Origin of the sequence: Eubacterium oxidoreducens, from assembly GCF_900104415.1 — a bacterium.
In the GTDB taxonomy this organism is placed as follows: Bacteria; Bacillota; Clostridia; order Lachnospirales; family Lachnospiraceae; genus Eubacterium_C; species Eubacterium_C oxidoreducens.
This window is the reverse complement of sequence record NZ_FMXR01000014.1, coordinates 20,944-39,425: the sequence shown is the minus strand read 5'-3', so window position 1 is coordinate 39,425 and position 18,482 is coordinate 20,944. Positions and strand designations below refer to the sequence as shown.

Below are 18,482 nucleotides of genomic sequence, written 5' to 3'. Positions count from 1 at the left end.
ATATATTAATGGATTACAAGAATGCAGGAGTAGATATTGAAGCCGGTTATAAGTCGGTGGAACTGATGAAGAAACATGTTCAGGAGACCATGCGCCCTGAGGTTTTGACAAACCTTGGTGGGTTCTCAGGCGCTTTTTCCATGAGTCAGTTTAAAGATATGGAAAAACCGACATTGGTATCCGGAACTGATGGTGTGGGAACAAAACTGAAACTCGCGTTCTTATTGGATAAGCATGATACCGTTGGTATTGATTGCGTTGCAATGTGTGTAAATGATATTGCATGTGCAGGCGGAGAACCGTTATTCTTTCTGGATTATATTGCATGCGGTAAGAATTATCCGGAAAAAATTGCGACAATCGTAAGTGGTGTAGCGGAAGGTTGTAAGCAGTCTAATGCAGCTTTAATTGGTGGAGAAACAGCAGAAATGCCGGGATTTTATCCGGAAGATGAGTATGATCTTGCAGGATTTGCGGTCGGTGTGGTTGATGAAAAGAATATCATCACAGGCAAGTCGCTAAAGGAAGATGATGTGCTCATTGGTATGGCGTCTTCCGGCGTTCATTCCAACGGATTTTCACTTGTGCGTAAAGTGTTTAGAATGGATCAGGAAACATTAAATACGTATCATGATTCTCTTGGAAAGACATTAGGAGAAGCATTGATTGAACCTACTAAAATATATGTAAAGGCACTGAGAAGTGTTCGCGAGGCAGGCGTAACGATCAAAGCTTGCAGTCATATTACGGGAGGCGGATTCTATGAAAATATTCCGCGTATGCTTCCGGAAGGAATTCGTGCTGTAGTGAAAAAGGATTCTTATCCAATTCCTCCGATTTTTGATCTGATTGCATCAGAAGGAAAGATTGAAGAGCAGATGATGTACAATACATACAATATGGGACTTGGTATGATTTTGGCAGTGGATAAAGCAGATGTAGATCGTACGATGGAAGCAATTAAAGCTGCCGGAGAGACCCCTTATATTGTTGGACATATTGAAAATGGAGAAAAAGGAGTTACTTTATGTTAAGAGTGGCTGTGCTGGTATCCGGCGGCGGAACGAATCTGCAGGCAATTATAGATGCAGTAGAAGAAAAGAAAATTACAAACACACAGATTGCCTGCGTCATCAGTAACAATAAGAATGCATATGCGCTCGAACGCGCCAAAAAACATGGAATTACAGCAAAATGTATTTCTCCGAAGGATTATGATCAGCGCTGTGAGTTTGAAGATGCATTATTGCAGGAATTGTTGGATTTGGAGATTGATTTGGTTGTGCTGGCAGGCTTTTTGGTTGTCATACCGCCAAAGATGATAGAAGCATTTCGAAGTCGCATTATTAATGTGCATCCATCACTGATTCCGGCATTTTGCGGAACTGGATTTTACGGACTCAAAGTGCATGAAGGCGCGCTGGAAAGAGGCGTAAAGCTGACAGGAGCAACGGTTCATTTTGTAAATGAAGAAACAGACGGAGGACCGATTATCCTGCAAAAAGCCGTTGAGGTACAAGAAGATGATACGCCGGAAACATTACAAAGACGTGTCATGGAACAGGCGGAGTGGAAGTTGCTTCCGCAGGCAATTGATTTGATTGCGAATGATAAGGTAACAGTTAATGGTAACAAGGTAAATATTTCGAAATAAAAGGGGACATCATGAAAGTATTAATCGTAGGAAGCGGTGGAAGAGAACATGCAATTGCAACTAGTGTTGCGAAGAGTGACCGTGTGGAGAAGATTTATTGTGCTCCGGGAAATGCTGGAATAGCGCAACTGGCGGAGTGTGCACCGATTGGCGCTATGGAATTTGATAAGTTGATTGCATTTGCACAAGAAAAGGAAGTGGATCTGACAATTATCGGAATGGATGATCCGCTGGTTGGCGGAATTGTAGATGCGTTTGAGGAGGCTGGACTTCGTGTATTTGGGCCGAATAAGGCGGCAGCAATTCTAGAAGGAAGTAAGGCTTTTTCAAAAGATCTTATGAAAAAATATAATATCCCGACAGCAGCATATGAGAATTTTGATGATGCGGAGAAAGCAATAGCATATCTAGAGACAGCTAAGATGCCAATCGTGTTAAAGGCGGATGGACTGGCGCTTGGAAAAGGTGTTCTTATTTGCAACACGAAGGAAGAAGCAATCGAGGGTGTTAAGACCATCATGCAGGATAAAAAATTTGGTGAAGCCGGTAATACCATGGTAGTAGAAGAGTTTATGACCGGACGAGAGGTGTCTGTCTTATCTTTTGTTGATGGAGACCATATTAAGATTATGACCTCTGCACAAGATCACAAGAGAGCTTTAGATGGCGACCAGGGGTTAAATACAGGCGGAATGGGAACCTTTTCACCAAGTCCGTTTTATACAGATGAAGTGGATGCATTTTGCAAAAAATATATTTATCAGGCAACAGTGGATGCCATGAAAGCAGAGGGACGTCCGTTTAAGGGAATTATTTTCTTTGGCCTTATGTTGACAGCAGATGGACCTAGAGTCCTTGAGTATAATGCCAGATTTGGTGATCCTGAGGCGCAGGTTGTCTTGCCTCGTATGAAAAATGATATCATTGAAGTAATGGATGCATGTATCGATGGAACGTTAGATCAGATTGATTTGCAATTTGAGGATAATGCGGCAGTATGTGTAGTGCTGGCATCTGACGGATATCCGGTTAAATACGAAAAAGGACATATTATAACCGGCTTTGAGAATTTTGAAAATAAGAAAGGTTATTATTGTTTTCATGCTGGAACGAAGTTTTCGGATAATGGTGCAATCGTAACAAATGGGGGACGCGTCCTTGGCGTAACAGCAAAAGGTGCAAGCCTGAAAGAAGCTAGAAAGAATGCCTATACAGCGACTGAGTGGATTGAATTTGCGAATAAATATATGAGGCATGATATTGGAAAAGCAATTGATGAGGCATAATCTGTATTAAAAAGAGTATAAAAAGAAAGACAGCTAGGGGAAATAATTGGAAGGAGTAGTATCATGGAAAACCAATTTTTGACACCGGTTGAAGTGGCACAAATGCTTCAGCTAAAGAAAAATACTGTATATGACATGATTAAGCGGGGGGATTTGAAAGCCACAAAAATGGGAAAGCAATTTCGCATTACTCTGAAAGATGTCTATGAGTACATGGGGGCGGATATGCCGGGAGAACAAGAGACGGATCTTGTATTATGCGGACAGGATGCGATTTTGGATATTTTGAGTGCAATGTACAATCAAGGGCTGAAAAAAGATGCGAAGCGTTTGCTACGCTCGCCAATGGGAAGCTATAATGGTTTGTTTGAAATGTACCAAAATGAGGGATATATCGCGACGGCTCATTTATGGGATGGCGAGACAGATTCGTATAACATTCCATATATGAAAAAGATGCTTCCGGGAGAGCAGATTGCAGTATTTCATTTGGTTGATCGAATGCAGGGACTTTATGTGGCAAAAGGCAATCCTTTGGGAATCTGTAATATTGAGGATATCAAAGCAAGCAATGCAACTTTGGTTAATCGGGAAAAGGGAAGCGGAATTAGAGTATATTTGGATGAGAAGTTGAAACAACTTGGAATCATGCCAACGGAAATTAATGGGTATTATACACATGTGGCGACTTCGCATATGCAGGCAGCTGCGATGGTGTCTCGTGGAAATGGAGATGTATCCATGGGAAGTCAGCGAGTTGCGATTCAGGTTCCGGAGATCGATTTTATACCGCAGAAAAGAGAAAGCTATGATATTGTGTTTAGAGAAGCGGATTTGAAAAAAGAAAGCGGTAGAAGAATTCTGGATATCCTAAAATCTGATGAGTTTAAATGTCAGTTAAATGCATTTGAGGGATATTATACAGATGGGATTGGAGAAAGAATTTTTTAACGAAGTTATAGTGCGAACGGAAACGTTTATTGAATCATAATGAAAAAGACTTCTATCATTTGAGATAGAAGTCTTTTTCATTATGATATTTTATTTACCGGTACTTGAATTTCACAAAAATCCAATTCTTCTTTTCCACCATAGAAGATTGCATCAAGCAGGCATTCGTCATAGATGTCACCACATACTTCATAATGGTTATCGGTAATCCATTGCATCAACCGGAAGAGATGTTTTTCGTCATATGGCATTCCGAACTTTGGCATGCAGACATATTCACCGGCCGGAAGAGTGATAAGCTGAGCTTTTTTGTCAAAGACAGGAAGTGTAATCTGTTTTGGAAGTACACAGCATCCTCCTGCATGACGGAATGGATCGCCGCTTTTTAGGTCATTCTGAAAAATAAGTGCACCCCAGTGGCGACTTGGAAGAAAGCCGGCGCCCTCTGTAAGGTTCCAGATTTTCATCAAGGTAAGATGCAGTTCCTGGCGTGTATATACGCCATCTTGCCAAGGATAAAAAATCAAATAACGCTCCGGAAATTCCTGAATATGCGGTTTTAAGTCTTCGTTTTCATAATCACTTGCCCTACGGTAAACGGTAACGCGTTGCTCAATCAGTTCTTGCTGCCTTTTCAAAGTGGCAATTTTTTCTTTAATCTTTTTGTCTTGTGCCTCTAAAAGCTCAATCGAACTAAGAAGATTATTCTGTGTATTGTGTGTTCTGATTGCATCGAGTGGCATTCCGATTGATTTTAAAAAACAGATTTCTCTAAGTAGAGGAATCTGAAGTGTGCTGTAATAGCGATAACCGGTTTCTTCGTCGACAAAAGCCGGTTCAAACAGACCAATCTTATCGTAGTAAATAAGAGTTTGGCGTGAGATGTCATGAATCTGTGCCATCTCGGAAATCGATAATCTGCGATTAATTGATTCCATGTATTTATACCCCTTTTGTTACAATTTTATAATAAAAACTGTATAATCATCCTTCATAATTATACAATAAATGACTTTAAAGCACAACGAACAAAATGGCTTAAAAAAAGCTGGAGGATATGATATAATACTACGCATATGGCATTGGTAGAGGTGTGCTGAATGAGAAAAATCAAGAAGGGAACTTTATTATGAGTGAAACTAATTTGAAACCTGTAAAGGTTCATTGGGAAGCAATTGAAAGATATGTTGTGTTTTCAGTTTTTCGTTTTGCAATTAAAGATGGGGAAGAAGAGATTGGCTACTATCGTATTTTTTCTGAGCCAAACAGTGACAATGTGGCGTATTATGGAAAAGAAAAAGAGGATAGAAGAGGCATTCTTCCGCCGGAGCAATACAAAGCACATGAGAATAATCGAAAGATGATTCGATTGATTGAAAAAGATTTAGAAGAACATGGTTATTATATTCCGGATGGTCATAAGAAGATTACGGATATGATGCTGATTGGAAAAGAAAAGTGGCCGCTTGATTGGGAAGTGCTGTATTAAGGAGGCAAAGTGCGTGGGAGAACTAACACATGTTAATGGACAAGGACGAGCCAAGATGGTGGACGTTTCGGACAAAGCAATTACCGATCGAATTGCGGTGGCTCGTGGGCATATAAGTATGTTACCGGAGACCTTTGATAGAATTAAAGATGGCGGCATCAAGAAAGGGGATGTGCTTGCGGTTGCGCAGGTTGCAGGTGTGATGGCTGCTAAGAGAACGTTTGAGATGATACCGATGTGTCATCCGCTGCTTCTTACAGGCGTGGATATCGCATTTTATCCAGATGAGCAAACACATGAGATCGAGGCTGTGGCAACTGTAAAAACCACAGGACAGACCGGTGTTGAGATGGAAGCACTTCATGCGGTATCGCAGGCATTGTTAACTATTTATGATATGTGTAAAGCGATTGATAGAGGGATGAGTATCCATAATATTTGTTTGCTGGAAAAAGATGGAGGAAAGTCTGGGCATTATATCAGACAGTAGCCTGACTTGGAAAGAGGGAAAGAATGGAGATTTCGAAAATTATCTTTGTCATTGTTATGGCTGGGATTATGGCGTTGGCAGGCTGGTTGTCTACCATGCGGTATAAAAAGATGAGAGAGGAAGTAGAATCTGAGAAAGAAGGGCTGATGCTTGATAGGCTCAGCTGCTATCAGACCGTGTTTGTTGTAATGGTTATTTATCTGTTTTTGAATTGGATATTTGCCCTTACTACAGGTTTGAACTGGGCGGATTTGTATACGCTTTGCTTTATTGGATTTTTGCTTATGATGTATTTGTTTATCACGCTTGCAATGAAGAGAAAAGCGTATGGTGTTTTAAATGAGAATCTTAGACCAAGACCGTTATTTATAGCCATTGGATTTGTTGGAGCGATTTATTTGGGTCTGGCACTTGTAAATATTATTTATAATGTCAATTATAAAGTTGTTTACGATGGGACGCTTACCTACCTTTCGGCGAATCTTGAACTTGGAATTATGCTTTTGGTTTTGGCTGTGACACTGCTGGTCATTTTACATCAGCAAAAAATCGAAAAAAAGAATATTGCGTCATAGGATGAGCGAATATCCGATGACGGAAAGAAATAAAATAAGAAGCCGTGTGGCTTCTTATTTTTATTCCTTGATATCCAGTTTCGTTGTGCCTTCCATCGTAGCTTTCAGTTTGGCAAATTTAAAGAAATCGTCCAAAAACTTGTTGGTGTTGTTGGATTTCTTGGTCAGCTCCATAGGAAGGTATTTTTGCGGAAATTCCTCTTCAATCGGAATGAATCTTAGATTTAAGTTGGAGGTGATTTCTGTTTCTTCGTAAATCAAAGAAACTCCAACACCTGTTTCAATCGCAAATAAGAAATCTTCAAAGTCTTCATATTCTTCAACAATATGAGGTTCAAAGCCAAAATTTTTGCAAATAAGATATAAATAATCACTTTTCAGTGGGATTTCAGTTGGCTTATATCGGATAAAAGCCATATCAGCAAAATCACTAAGTGAAACGTCTTTCTTTCGGAACAATGGATGATTACGGTGAATTGCAATTCCGACACGAGAATAAAACAAAGCCTGTGTCGTTATACCACTAAGCCATCGTACATCATGATCGGCTATCAGGATAGCATCATAATAATCCCCATTTAATCCTTCAATGAGCTGCTTTTGCGTATTTCGTTCTTTGATGATTTGAATCTCAGGACGTTGTTCATGAAATTCGGCAAGAAATCTTGAAAGATAACTATTGGTCTTTGCATGGAGCGTACATCCGATACGGATAGAACCGGCAAATTTTTTTGCAGAATTTCGTGCTCTAATTAAAGCCTGGTTCCATTCCTGCGAAAGATTGGTGAGCGTTTCGGCAAGAATCTCGCCTTCGTGCGTTAGCCGAACCCCCTTTGTATTACGCGTAAACAAACTAAGCCCCAGTTCTTCTTCAAAGGCAGAAACCTGCCTGCTGATGTTGGACTGGGAAATAAATAAAGCCTTTGCTGCGTTGGTAAAGTTAAGATGTTCAGCAACTTCCAAAAAGCAGCGAACTTGTAAGTCAGTCATAATCGACCCTCCAAATATTATTTCACACTATAAATATTATATGACAACTAGGTGGGGGATAGTCAAGATGAAATCTGGATAATTCGGTTGTAAAGATGTTATTTTGTCCTCGTAAAGCACGCATTGCAGCTTAAACGAATAAAAAATATGGGAGATGATTTGTGTATTTGTGTAAAACAGGTATACATCAAAAGGGAAAAAACGAATTATAGGTAGAAGCAGTTTGCATAAAAAAACATATAAAAATCTGGTTGTATTGTGCAAAAGAAATAATGAACAAAAATAATTAATAAAAATTGTATTAAATTTACAAAAAAAATATTAATTATTGACTGTATACCACGAATATATAACACAATAATTTTCGAGTAGAGGAACTTATAATTTTTAATTCGATTACGTTCCTGGTAATCGAGATCTAAACTAATCAAATCGTATTATTTAGAGGGAGGTTTTTTAGGATGGCTTTAGTTATCGCACTCGTGTATTTTGCGGCATTAATTATCGTGGCTTCATTATATGCGAAGAAAAAAGTAAAATCTGCAGAAGATTTTGCAAATGCAGGCGGAGGAATGGGCTGGATTATGGTAACATTTTCTTTCGTACTTGCACCTTTAGGATCCGGACATACCATGTCGCTTTGGGAGAAAGCAGCTGGTGGCGGATTTACAGATTGGGCAGACTTCACAGGTATCGGAGCAGGTGCCATGTGGTGGGCAATCGGAGCCGGTGGTGTTTTCTTACCAATCGCAATGTTGTGGATGGGACCTTTGTATAAGAGAATCGGTGAGCCGACAGCTCCGGCAGCACTTGCAAGAATTTTCGGTAGAAAACTTGGTTGGTTCCATGCCGGATTCCAGACAATGACTTGGACAGGTATCGGATGCTCAGAACTTGTTGCAACTGGTACAGCTATTTATACACTTTGTAATGCGAGTGGAATCCCGCTTAACATTTATCAGTCAATCATTCTTGGTTTTGTTTTGATTGTATGTTATGTATTCTTTGGTGGAATGTTACAGATGGCTTGGCTGAACTGTATTAATGCCATTGTTATGTTGATTGCTTCATATTCAGCAATTGCAATAATTGGAGTGAATTATCTTGCACAGTTCGGCGGATGGTCAGGAGTTATGAAAGTATATCAGGAGGCTGGTTATAGTTCATTCCTTACGCAGACCGGAACAATTGGACTTTTCCCTGTATGGGTTGGCGTTATCATTCCGGTAATCGTTCTTCATACTACTGCAGGTGCGGTATCGCAGACAATGATGCAGCCGTTCTTCGCAGCAAAAGATGAGCATGCTTGCCGTAAGGGTGTATTCCTTGGATGCTCCTTGAATATTATGTCATCATTACCTTGGATTTTCCTTGGTATTGCGGCAATGTCAATTCCGTCTATTGCATCTCAGGTTACACCGAATGGATTAACTGCTGTTCCGACAATCGCACAGCAAGGTCTGCCGGTTCCTGCAATTGGTTTGTTGATGGTGGCATTGCTTTCAGCTACACTTTCAACAGGTGGCGGTGTAGTACTTGCTAATTCAAATGTTATTGCCAATGACATTGTAATTCATTGCTGTATGCCGGATGCAGATGAGAAGAAGAAGATTCGTGTCAACAGAATCTGCGTAATTGTTGCAGCAGCACTTCTCCTTCCTGGAGCATTGATCATGGCAAATGAATTTGTATTTAACTTATTCTTATGGGTATTCTCGTTTGGTATGCCGGTATTTATTGTATTCATAATCGGATATAACTTTAAGGTAAGTAGAACAGCAGCATGGCTGACAATTATTCTGTCATATATTGTTGACTGTATCTGGACCTTCTGTCCGATGAGCAAATTGCTTGGTGAAGGAAGTATCTGGGCAATGAACTTGTATGCAACAATTGTAGCATCTCTTGTATTCGGTATTATCTTGCATTTGGTAATTCCTGGAGAACCTGGATGGAAGAAGACTCATAAGCGAGTGATTGAAAAGAATCTTGCAGATATGGCTGCCAAGGCAGCACAATAAAGGAGGGGTAAATATGTGGATATTACAGGACATTATAACCCAGTATGTGATTGGTATTGTGTTATGCGCAATTATCTTTGGAGTTTGGAAAGCAAATCATAAAAACGAGAAATTATAAGGGGGTTCACTTATGGCAATAACAATCGTAAGTATTTATCTTCTTGCATTGGCAATTGTTCTTGTGGCAATTTGCTTTATCGGTGGAAAAAAGAATAATCTTCAGGATATGCATGAAGAAGATCAGGATTAAGATTTGAAATGTTAAGATAACATGAGAGTGTTTTAACCCAGTCGGAGTACAAGCTCCGACTGAGTTAAACGCTCCGCGAGGATGCACACGGATTAGGACAGGAATTTGTCTGCTGAAGCAGACCCGAATCCGGCGCGCAAGACTCGCGAGCGAGTCTTGACCAAATTAATAATTAAGAAAAAGTTCGGTGCTTTTTGGAGTGCCGGACTTTTTCGCTTTTAATAGGAAGAGTTGCCTTAGCAGGACGTAAAATGATTAAGAAACAGAAGGTATACCAAAGGAATCTGTATAGTAGCCATACAGAAAACCGGGTGAAAAATGAAAAGAAATTGTATAGATACAACAAAGTGTGTTATGCGCAACTAACACAATGTTGTAATAGTTGCACAAAGAGAAATGCTGTTTGTTGTGGAAAAATAACAATGATATGCACCAAAATCAAAAAAATAGAGCAAAATCTGGAAGGAAGAAAAAAATGGCTTTTATTTTTTTGACAAAAATTTTAAAAAGAACAAAATTTTTTATAAAATTTTACAAAGAATTTAACTTTGACTGTATAAAAACTATACAGTTTAGACTTTTTTTAGAAAGCAGTTGTGTGCTTTTTTGATACGTAATATACAGCAGACGCAACCTCTACTCACTATTGTCTGCTGAATTAAAAGGTACAAATTAACATTGCTTTTTCAACTTATTTCATTAATTTAAGGAGGTCTTATAATGGAAGGCGAAATTCGTATGACTAACTCCAGTACCGGTGGTCCTGTTTTCGTATACGTAAAAGATGGTAAAATCGTACGTATGACACCAATGGACTTTGACGAAACAGATCCGGAAGGCTGGACAATTCACGCTAGAGGCAAAGAATTCAAAGCACCTAGAAAAACAACTATTGCACCGTTTACGGCTGGCTTCAAATCCATGATTTACACAGACAGACGTAATCTTTACCCAATGAAACGTGTGGACTTTGATCCTAACGGAGAAAGACATCCGGAGAACCGTGGTATTTCCGGATATGAAAGAATTTCATGGGATGAAGCTACAGACATCGTTGTAAACGAAATTAACCGTATAAAGAGAGAAAGTGGCCCGGCATCTATCATGTCAACACCATCTTCTCACCACTTATGGGGTAACGTAGGATATCGTCATTCTACATATTTCCGTTTCATGAACCTTATGGGATTCACTTATGCAGACCATAACCCGGATTCTTGGGAAGGTTGGCATTGGGGCGGAATGCATATGTGGGGATTCTCTTGGAGACTTGGTTGCCCAGAGCAGTATGATCTTCTCGAGGATGGTCTTAAATATGCAGAGATGATTGTATTTTGGTCATCTGACCCTGAAGTAAACTCAGGTATTTATGCAGCATATGAATCACATATTCGTCGTCGTTGGTTATTAGACTTAGGCGTAGATATGGTATTCGTAGATCCGTTCTTCAACCACTCAGCTAATATGTGGGGAATTAAATGGTGGTCACCAAAGGTTGGTACAGACCATGCACTTTCTTTCGCTATTGCTAACGTTTGGATTAAAGAAGATCTGTATGATAAAGAGTATGTAAAGACTCATGCATATGGATTTGAAGAATGGGCTGATTATGTAATTGGTAAAGGCGATGACGGAGTAGATAAGACTCCTGAATGGGCTGAAAAAGAATCTGGAGTACCAGCTGTAGAAATCAGAGCTCTTGCACGTCAGTGGGCTAAGAAGAATACTTACCTTGCTGCCGGTGGTATGGGCGGCTGGGGCGGTGCCTGCCGTGCTACTCATGGTATTGAGTGGACTCGTGGTATGATCGCTCTTGCAACAATGCAGGGTCTTGGAAAACCAGGATCTAACATCTGGTCTACAACACAGGGTGTTCCAACTGACTATGAATTCTTCTTCCCAGGATACGCTGAAGGTGGTATCTCAGGTGACTGCGACAACTCAGCAGCAGGATTCAAGTTTGCTTGGAGAATGTTCGATGGTAAGACAACATTCCCGGCACCGGTTAAAGTTAATAATGCACAGGGTCAGCATATTCCTCGTCTGAAGATTCCTGAATGTATCATGGATAAGAAGTTCGAGTGGTATGGTAAAGGATTCTGTGGTGGCGCAATTGAGTATCAGTTACAGCCATATCATTATCCGGCAAATGGTTACGGAAGAATCAAGATGTACTGGAAGTACGGCGGACCACATATCGGTACTATGACCGCTACTAACAGATACGCTAAGATGTATACAGATCCAGGACTTGAGTTCGTTGTATCTCAGTCAATCTGGAACGAAGGTGAAGTTCAGTTCGCTGACGTTATCCTTCCTGCTTGTACGAACTTTGAACGTTGGGATATTTCCGAATTTGCTAACTGCTCAGGTTACATTCCTGACAACTTCCAGATGGCAAATAACCGTGTAATCTCACTTCAGTGCAAGTGTATCGAGCCTCTTGGAGAATCTAAATCTGACTATGAGATTTATGCAATGCTTTCTAAGAAGCTTGGAATTTATGATATCTTTACAGAAGGTAAAGACGAACTTGATTGGGTTAAGCAGTATTACAATGCAACGGATTGTCCGAAGGTTATGCCTTGGGAAGAGTTCTTCAAGAAGGGTTATATGGTAGTACCTGATAATCCAGATAGAAAGAGAACTCCTGCACTTCGTTGGTTCGCTGAGGATCGCGTACGTGATACACCTGACTGGGGTCCTGCTCCTAACCAAACAGTTGGACTTAAGGGTCTTCAGACAACAACAGGTAAAATCGAGTTCATTTCAACTTCTCTTTCAAGATTTGAAGAGCAAGGATATATTGACGAGTATCGTCCTGCAATGCATAAGTATGTACCTGCTTGGGAAAGCTGGCATGCAGAAGTAGCTAAGAAGTACCCACTGGGAATGTTATCACCTCATCCAAGATTCTCTATGCATACAATGGGTGATGGAAAAGATTCCTTCATGAATGATATCAAGGATCATCGTGTGGAAGTTGATGGCTGGAAGTATTGGATTATCCGTATGAACAGTGTAGATGCTGAAGCAAGAGGAATCAAAGATGGTGACCTCGTTCGTGCTTTCAATGACAGAGGATCAGTTATCCTTTGTGCACAGGTTGGAGAGCGTGTACAGCCAGGTACAGTTCATTCATATGAATCTTGTGCTGAGTATGCACCACTTGGAAAACCTGGATGCTCTGCAGACAGAGGTGGATGCGTAAACATCCTTACACCAGACCGTTACATGTCTAAGTATGCTTGCGGTATGGCACCAAACAGTGCTCAGATTGAAGTAGAAAAATGGGATGGAGAAAGTATTTACGAAATTTACTAATCCGTAAATACTCCACGAAAGGAGAATAAAATGAAACAGTGGTATTTAGTTCAAGATGTCAGATGGTGTCATGACTGTAACAACTGCTTAATGTCTTGTAAAGACGAGTTCGTTGGAAACGACTGGCCAGGATATACAAAACCACAGCCACGTCATGGACATCGCTGGGTAAACGTTCTTAGAAGAGAACGTGGTAGATATGCGCGTAATGATTATATTTATCTTGCTACAACTTGTCAGCATTGCGAGGATGCTCCTTGTGAAGCTGCAGGTAAGGGAGCAGTTTATCGTCGTGAAGATGGTATCGTAATGATCGATCAGGAAAAAGCTAAGGGAAATAAAGACTTAGTAGATTCTTGCCCATACGGCGCAATTTATTATAACGAAGAAGAGGATGTAGCTCAGAAGTGTACAATGTGCTCTCATCTGTTAGACGATCCTGATTGGACACCGGGTGTGCCAAGATGTGTACATTCTTGCCCAACAGAGTCTTTGAAAGCATTTTACATTGAGCCGGAAGAAATGGAAGCTATGATTGAGTCTGAAAATCTTGAAGTATTCCATCCGGAATATGGCACAAAGCCTCATGTGTTCTATAAGAACTTATTCATGTTCACAAAGAACTTCGTTGCAGGTGGCGTAACAAAGAATAAGAATGGTGTTGACGACTGTGTTGAAAATGCTACAGCTATTCTGAAAGACGCTAAGGGAAATATTGTTGAAGTACAAAAGACAAACTTCTTTGGAGACTTCAAGTTTGATGGTCTTGATGACGGAGATTATGTTCTTGAGCTGAATGTAGAAGGCGAAGAGAAGAAAATCGACGTTAAGATCGAAGGCAAATCTCTCAACCTTGACTATATTGCTTTCTAATAGTCAGGTGATTTGTGAACGCAGTTGAAACTGTGTTTTATACCCACCCTACGAAAGGGTCACTGCAGAGGTTTTTCCTCTGCAGTGAAACTTTCAATTTTTATACTAAGTGATTTTTAAGAGAAAGGATGCTGACATTATGAAAAAAATTGTGATTTATAATGGAAGTCCGCGTAAGGATGGGAACACGACAACAATTTTGGATATGATTGCAAGAGGCGCAAGAGAGCATGGTGCTGAGGTTGAATATAAGATTTTATTTAAAATGAAATTTATGGCCTGTCAGGGATGTTTTAATTGCCGCATACACGAAAATTGTGCAATCAATGATGAGCTGACAGCAACTTTGAATAAATTAAAGGATGCTGATGCCGTTGTAATCGGATCGCCGGTTTATTTTATGCAGATGACCGGACCGGTTAAAAACTTATATGACCGTTTATTCCCGCTTATGGGAGAGGATGGAACTCCAAGATATAGTCAAAAGCAAATCGCAACTGTTTATACACAAGAGTTTGATGATCCGCACATGTTTGATGATTATTTCAATTATGTGGCAGGAACATTTCCTTCATTCGGCTTCGTGAACGAACGAAGACTGGTCTGTACGGGTGGTAATAATCCTGAATCTGCTGAAAAGAATCAGGAAATAATGCAGAAAGCATACGAATTAGGAAGAATTTTAGCTCAGTAGGTAATGCAAATTACCGCGATTTGAAATAAATTACGTGTTTAAACCGGAAGGGGACAAAATAATTCCCTAGCCAAATAATATACCTTCTATCTGAAAAATAGAAATGTCCCCTTTTGGTTTAAATTTTTAAATTGAAGACTCAAGCTTGTTTTTTTTAAGTCTTTTTTTAGAATAAGGTTTAAAAAAAGCAAGTTTTTTTTTATAATTTACTATGGGATTTTTTATCAGAGTCGGGGGACGAGACTTGAATGTAAAGGAGATGCAAATCATGTTAGAACCGGAAAAGAAATATAAAATGATTAATCAATCATCGGATACAAAAGAAACTTATGTTTATGAAAAAATCAAAGAAGGAATTATAAAAAATGAATTTCCACCTGGTACCGTAATGGTAGAACGTAAATTATGTGAACTGTATAATGTTTCGCGTTCGCCGATTCGAAATGCACTTCGGCAGTTGTCCACGGAAGGGCTTTTGGATGTGGAACAGGGAATAGGAATTGTAGTTCCAATCTATACACTTGAGGACATTTTGGAAGTATATGATTTGCTGGAAGTTTTGCAGGTTTATGCAATCTCCACTTCGCTCAAAAATTATGATGATATTGCGATTGGTATGTTAGAAACAATTATAGAAAATACCAAGCTGCAATTGACAGACGGCGATTTAAATCAACGAATGGATTGGGATGTAAAATTTCATGAATATATTATACATCGTGTTGGAAATAAACGATTGGATATGATTTTTGAATTGTTGTTGAATCAAAAGAGACGATTTGATATTACTTCTTTGAATGATGTTGATCATGCGACTGATGCGACGGGGCAGCATGAAGCAATTTTGGAAGCAATCAAAAGCGGAGATGTAGAAGAAAGCTGTAAAGCAATAAAAGAACATCTGTCATATATAAAGAAGTATTATATTAATAAACTTGTGACAGGAAAATATAATATCTAAGGAGATAGAACAGTGGTTGAAGAAAAAGAGTTATTGGGACATGCAAAATATGATAAGGGTGTCATTCTCGATTTTTATGTATATCGCCATAAAAAGGATGGAAGAAACTGCGTTAGCTTGTCCTATATAGAAGAAGGAAAAGAAGAAGTATGGTTTCGGGATTTCTTTTATGATGATGCGGCTTGTGCCTATCAAAATGAGTATTTAAGCTGGTACAATCTTATATTTTGCAGTAACAATTACGGACCGATTCCGGTTGTGAAATACATGAATCATGCAGTGCAGGATGGAAAGAAAATTGCAGCCACGGTATATCCGGTGGATTCGAATGAATATATGACAATTATGAGGGAGACATTCGAAGATTATTACTGTTTTCCGTATAATGTTGAAGAATATTCATTGATGCTTTATGTTTCAAGGAAGGGAACATTAAATGATTATTTTGATAAAGATGCGATTATGAAGGTTTATAAGGATTGCGATATAGATCTCGACAAGGAGCGCATGGACGAGTTGTTTTCTTTGGAACTGAAGGATTTTGCCAAAAAAGAGACTTGTGGATTTATGCTCCATGAATGTTATGGTAGTGAGAATCTAGCTGTCTTGGGATTACTGTTTGGTTATCCAATCGAAAGTACAATTGCATTATTAAAAGATGATATTACAATGCTTGATATTTAGGTTGGAAAGAGGATTCTAACTCAGTCGGAGAAATCCCCCACCTCACTAAGCGTAGGTGGGGGTTATGACAAACTATACTCAGTCGGGGTACAAGCTCCGACTGAGTTAAACGCTTCGCGAGGATGCGCACGGATTCGGACAGGAATTTGTCTGCTGAAGCAGACCCGAATCCGGCGCGCAAGACTCGCGAGCGAGTCTTGACAAATTTTTTTAACTAAAGATTTGAACGGTAAAAGCCGCTGTATCATAGGATGCAGCGGCTTTTGTGTGAATAATAATATTTAGAGATTAAGCATAAAATCCATGGTTAGGATCTGCTTTAATCGCTTTTTGACCAACAATCAATGCGTTCAAAGCTGCCTGTCCAGCTTCGCTTTGATCTACTGTTAAATGATCTGTGATAGATACAAAACTGATTTTTCTGTCATTAAGAATCTTAAGAGTATCAACAAGATCTGTAAGTCCTGATGCAAAACGAGAAACGCTGTATGCGTATAAAGTATCGCCTTCTTTTAACGTTTCCATTAATTCTTTGAAGTTTGGACGATAGCTTAAGTGATCAACGATTACTTTTTCGGCTTTCTTTTTTACTTCAGCTACTTCAGTATCTAAATCCTCCTCGATGTTTGAAATGAAATAGTTCACATACCCATAGTTCATAATAAAAATCTCCTTTTTTAAGTGTTTTATAGTACATGTTCAGTATAAAAGAAGATAGACCATATAGTTATGCATTATAGGTGTCAAGTCATTCGAGTTATGCATAACTAAAAGATAAAAAAAGGAACAATAGTAAAAATATGTTAGATACGACTTGCTAAAAGGAGAGTTTTTACAATAAAAATAATGATATTTTCGTTTGTTGTGAAAAATTCATAGAAATAGTAACAGTGATTATGATATAGTTGTACAAAAGACATGACATACTTGTGGTATACAATGATTATGATTTGGAATAGTTGCTAAAATTGTTTGCATAACTACTACAATAGTTTTGAATTATAATAAAATTATCAAAAAACAATAATATGTAATTGGAGGGAAACTAATATGAAAAAGAATGTTTCAAGAACTTTAGCAGCAATTTGTGCTGGTGCTATGGCTGTTTCACTTGCAGCATGCGGCAACACATCACAGGAAGGAACAGCGTCTTCCTCAAGCAATGAAAGCACAACAAAGTCTGATATGAAAATCGGTATTGTAGTTAAGACAGCTACCAATGCTCATTTCCAGGACATCTCTTACGGTGCAATGATTGCAGGAGAAGAAAATGGTGTAGAAGTAATTGTACAAAATACAACAACAGAGTCTGATATTGATGGACAGATTCAAAAGTGTGAAGACCTTGTATCTCAGGGTGTAGATGCGTTAATTCTTACAGCAAACGATTCTGATGGTGTATCAGCAGCTGTTCAGAACGCACATGACAATGATGTTAAGTTCGTTACAGTCGATACCGAAATTACAAATGACTGGGGCGATGATGTTGCAGAATATATGCCGGTATACATCGGTGTTGACCATCAGGCAATGGCAAAAGAAATGGCAGAAAAAATCTTCGAAGCAATGGGCGGAGAAGGTAAGATTGTAATTCTTCGTGGAGTAGATGCTGCTTCTTCATCTCAGGAAAGAACAGCTGGATTTAAGGAAGCTCTTGAAGAGTATCCAAACATTGAAGTAGTTGCTGAGCAGAGTGCTTCTTACGATCAGGATACTGCTACTCAGAAGATGTCTGATATTCTTCAGAAAGAATCTGATATTGATGCAGTTCTTTGCTGTAACGATTTGATGGCAGCAGGAGCAATTACAGCTCTGAAAGAACAGGGTATTGAAGTAGGTGGAGATGAAGGTGTTAAGGTTGCCGGTATTGATGGTAACGTAATTGCACTTGAGTCTATCGAGGCTGGTGAAATGTATTGTACAGCATATGACTGGTCAATCCTTCAGGGATATTATGCAGTAGAGCAGGCAATCAATCTTGTAAACGGTGGAGAAGTTGAAGATGATACTATGATGACACCGGATACAATTATTACAGCAGATAATATTGATGAATATTTACAGCATGGTGAAGAGTTATCAAAGTGGTCAATGGGCGATGCTGTTGGACAGCTTTCTGATTATATGACAAACTTTATCCAGATGGGTAAGGATCTTGGCGTTGAATAATTAACTGCCGGGATAACTTATAAAATGAAATAATGATGAATTGTGCCCGGTCAGATATGGCCGGGCTCATT

Annotated in this window: 17 protein-coding genes; 14 read left to right on the top strand and 3 right to left on the bottom strand. The window is 39.3% G+C overall.

Going from position 1 to position 18,482, the window contains the following annotated elements; genetic code table 11:
* Window positions 1-8 precede the first annotated feature (8 nt).
* From purM to BLS20_RS09710, 4 genes are all read left to right on the top strand, one after another.
* On the top strand, window positions 9-1,034 hold the full coding sequence (gene purM, locus BLS20_RS09725; protein ID WP_090174180.1) for a phosphoribosylformylglycinamidine cyclo-ligase: 1,026 nt from the start codon (window positions 9-11) through the stop codon (window positions 1,032-1,034).
* Complete coding sequence (gene purN / locus BLS20_RS09720) at window positions 1,028-1,654, top strand: phosphoribosylglycinamide formyltransferase (RefSeq protein WP_090174179.1); 627 nt, start codon at window positions 1,028-1,030, stop codon at window positions 1,652-1,654. The genes purM and purN overlap by 7 nt, the downstream gene beginning before the upstream one ends.
* An 11-nt stretch (window positions 1,655-1,665) precedes the next feature.
* The gene (purD, locus tag BLS20_RS09715; protein WP_090174178.1) at window positions 1,666-2,940 is read left to right on the top strand and encodes a phosphoribosylamine--glycine ligase; all 1,275 of its coding nucleotides are present in this window, start codon (window positions 1,666-1,668) and stop codon (window positions 2,938-2,940) included.
* A 63-nt stretch (window positions 2,941-3,003) separates the two neighbouring features.
* Window positions 3,004-3,891 (top strand): substrate-binding domain-containing protein, encoded by an 888-nt coding sequence (locus BLS20_RS09710; protein WP_090174177.1) that lies wholly within the window; start codon window positions 3,004-3,006, stop codon window positions 3,889-3,891.
* An 80-nt stretch (window positions 3,892-3,971) separates the two neighbouring features.
* Here the strand turns inward: BLS20_RS09710 and BLS20_RS09705 are convergent, their stop codons facing one another.
* Window positions 3,972-4,829 carry a MerR family transcriptional regulator gene (locus tag BLS20_RS09705; RefSeq protein WP_090174176.1) on the bottom strand — a complete coding sequence of 286 codons (858 nt, stop codon included), beginning with the start codon at window positions 4,827-4,829 and terminating at the stop codon, window positions 3,972-3,974.
* A 191-nt stretch (window positions 4,830-5,020) separates the two neighbouring features.
* Between BLS20_RS09705 and BLS20_RS09700 the strand changes: the two genes are divergently transcribed.
* From BLS20_RS09700 to BLS20_RS09690, 3 genes are read left to right on the top strand one after another with little or no spacing between them, the layout of a single operon-like run.
* The gene (locus BLS20_RS09700; RefSeq protein WP_090174175.1) at window positions 5,021-5,380 is read left to right on the top strand and encodes a hypothetical protein; all 360 of its coding nucleotides are present in this window, start codon (window positions 5,021-5,023) and stop codon (window positions 5,378-5,380) included.
* Between the two features lie 13 nt (window positions 5,381-5,393).
* Window positions 5,394-5,870: a cyclic pyranopterin monophosphate synthase MoaC gene (moaC, locus tag BLS20_RS09695; protein ID WP_090174174.1), complete on the top strand. Its 477-nt coding sequence runs from the start codon at window positions 5,394-5,396 to the stop codon at window positions 5,868-5,870.
* A gap of 23 nt (window positions 5,871-5,893) precedes the next feature.
* Complete coding sequence (locus tag BLS20_RS09690) at window positions 5,894-6,445, top strand: hypothetical protein (RefSeq protein ID WP_090174173.1); 552 nt, start codon at window positions 5,894-5,896, stop codon at window positions 6,443-6,445.
* Window positions 6,446-6,505: 60 nt separating this feature from the next.
* On the opposite strand, the gene BLS20_RS09685 is transcribed toward BLS20_RS09690, so the two are convergent.
* A complete protein-coding gene (locus BLS20_RS09685) occupies window positions 6,506-7,435 on the bottom strand; it encodes a LysR family transcriptional regulator (RefSeq protein WP_090174172.1) in 930 nt (309 codons plus the stop codon).
* Window positions 7,436-7,896: 461 nt separating this feature from the next.
* Between BLS20_RS09685 and BLS20_RS09680 the strand changes: the two genes are divergently transcribed.
* The 6 genes from BLS20_RS09680 to BLS20_RS09650 all read left to right on the top strand — a co-directional run bounded on the left by BLS20_RS09680 (window position 7,897) and on the right by BLS20_RS09650 (window position 16,242).
* The gene (locus BLS20_RS09680; RefSeq protein ID WP_090174171.1) at window positions 7,897-9,456 is read left to right on the top strand and encodes a sodium:solute symporter family protein; all 1,560 of its coding nucleotides are present in this window, start codon (window positions 7,897-7,899) and stop codon (window positions 9,454-9,456) included.
* A gap of 970 nt (window positions 9,457-10,426) precedes the next feature.
* On the top strand, window positions 10,427-13,030 hold the full coding sequence (locus tag BLS20_RS09670; protein WP_090174169.1) for a molybdopterin-dependent oxidoreductase: 2,604 nt from the start codon (window positions 10,427-10,429) through the stop codon (window positions 13,028-13,030).
* Between the two features lie 30 nt (window positions 13,031-13,060).
* Window positions 13,061-13,903: a 4Fe-4S dicluster domain-containing protein gene (locus tag BLS20_RS09665; RefSeq protein ID WP_090174168.1), complete on the top strand. Its 843-nt coding sequence runs from the start codon at window positions 13,061-13,063 to the stop codon at window positions 13,901-13,903.
* A gap of 139 nt (window positions 13,904-14,042) precedes the next feature.
* Entirely contained in the window at window positions 14,043-14,597 is a 555-nt protein-coding gene (locus tag BLS20_RS09660) for a flavodoxin family protein (protein ID WP_090174167.1), read from the top strand.
* A gap of 268 nt (window positions 14,598-14,865) precedes the next feature.
* Entirely contained in the window at window positions 14,866-15,558 is a 693-nt protein-coding gene (locus BLS20_RS09655) for a GntR family transcriptional regulator (RefSeq protein WP_176762362.1), read from the top strand.
* 12 nt (window positions 15,559-15,570) lie between these two features.
* Window positions 15,571-16,242 (top strand): hypothetical protein, encoded by a 672-nt coding sequence (locus BLS20_RS09650; RefSeq protein ID WP_090174165.1) that lies wholly within the window; start codon window positions 15,571-15,573, stop codon window positions 16,240-16,242.
* A gap of 288 nt (window positions 16,243-16,530) precedes the next feature.
* Here BLS20_RS09650 and BLS20_RS09645 read toward each other — a convergent pair whose 3' ends face one another.
* Window positions 16,531-16,902 carry a recombinase family protein gene (locus BLS20_RS09645; protein WP_090174164.1) on the bottom strand — a complete coding sequence of 124 codons (372 nt, stop codon included), beginning with the start codon at window positions 16,900-16,902 and terminating at the stop codon, window positions 16,531-16,533.
* Window positions 16,903-17,292: 390 nt separating this feature from the next.
* Between BLS20_RS09645 and BLS20_RS09640 the strand changes: the two genes are divergently transcribed.
* Window positions 17,293-18,411 carry a sugar ABC transporter substrate-binding protein gene (locus BLS20_RS09640; protein WP_090174163.1) on the top strand — a complete coding sequence of 373 codons (1,119 nt, stop codon included), beginning with the start codon at window positions 17,293-17,295 and terminating at the stop codon, window positions 18,409-18,411.
* Window positions 18,412-18,482 lie beyond the last annotated feature (71 nt).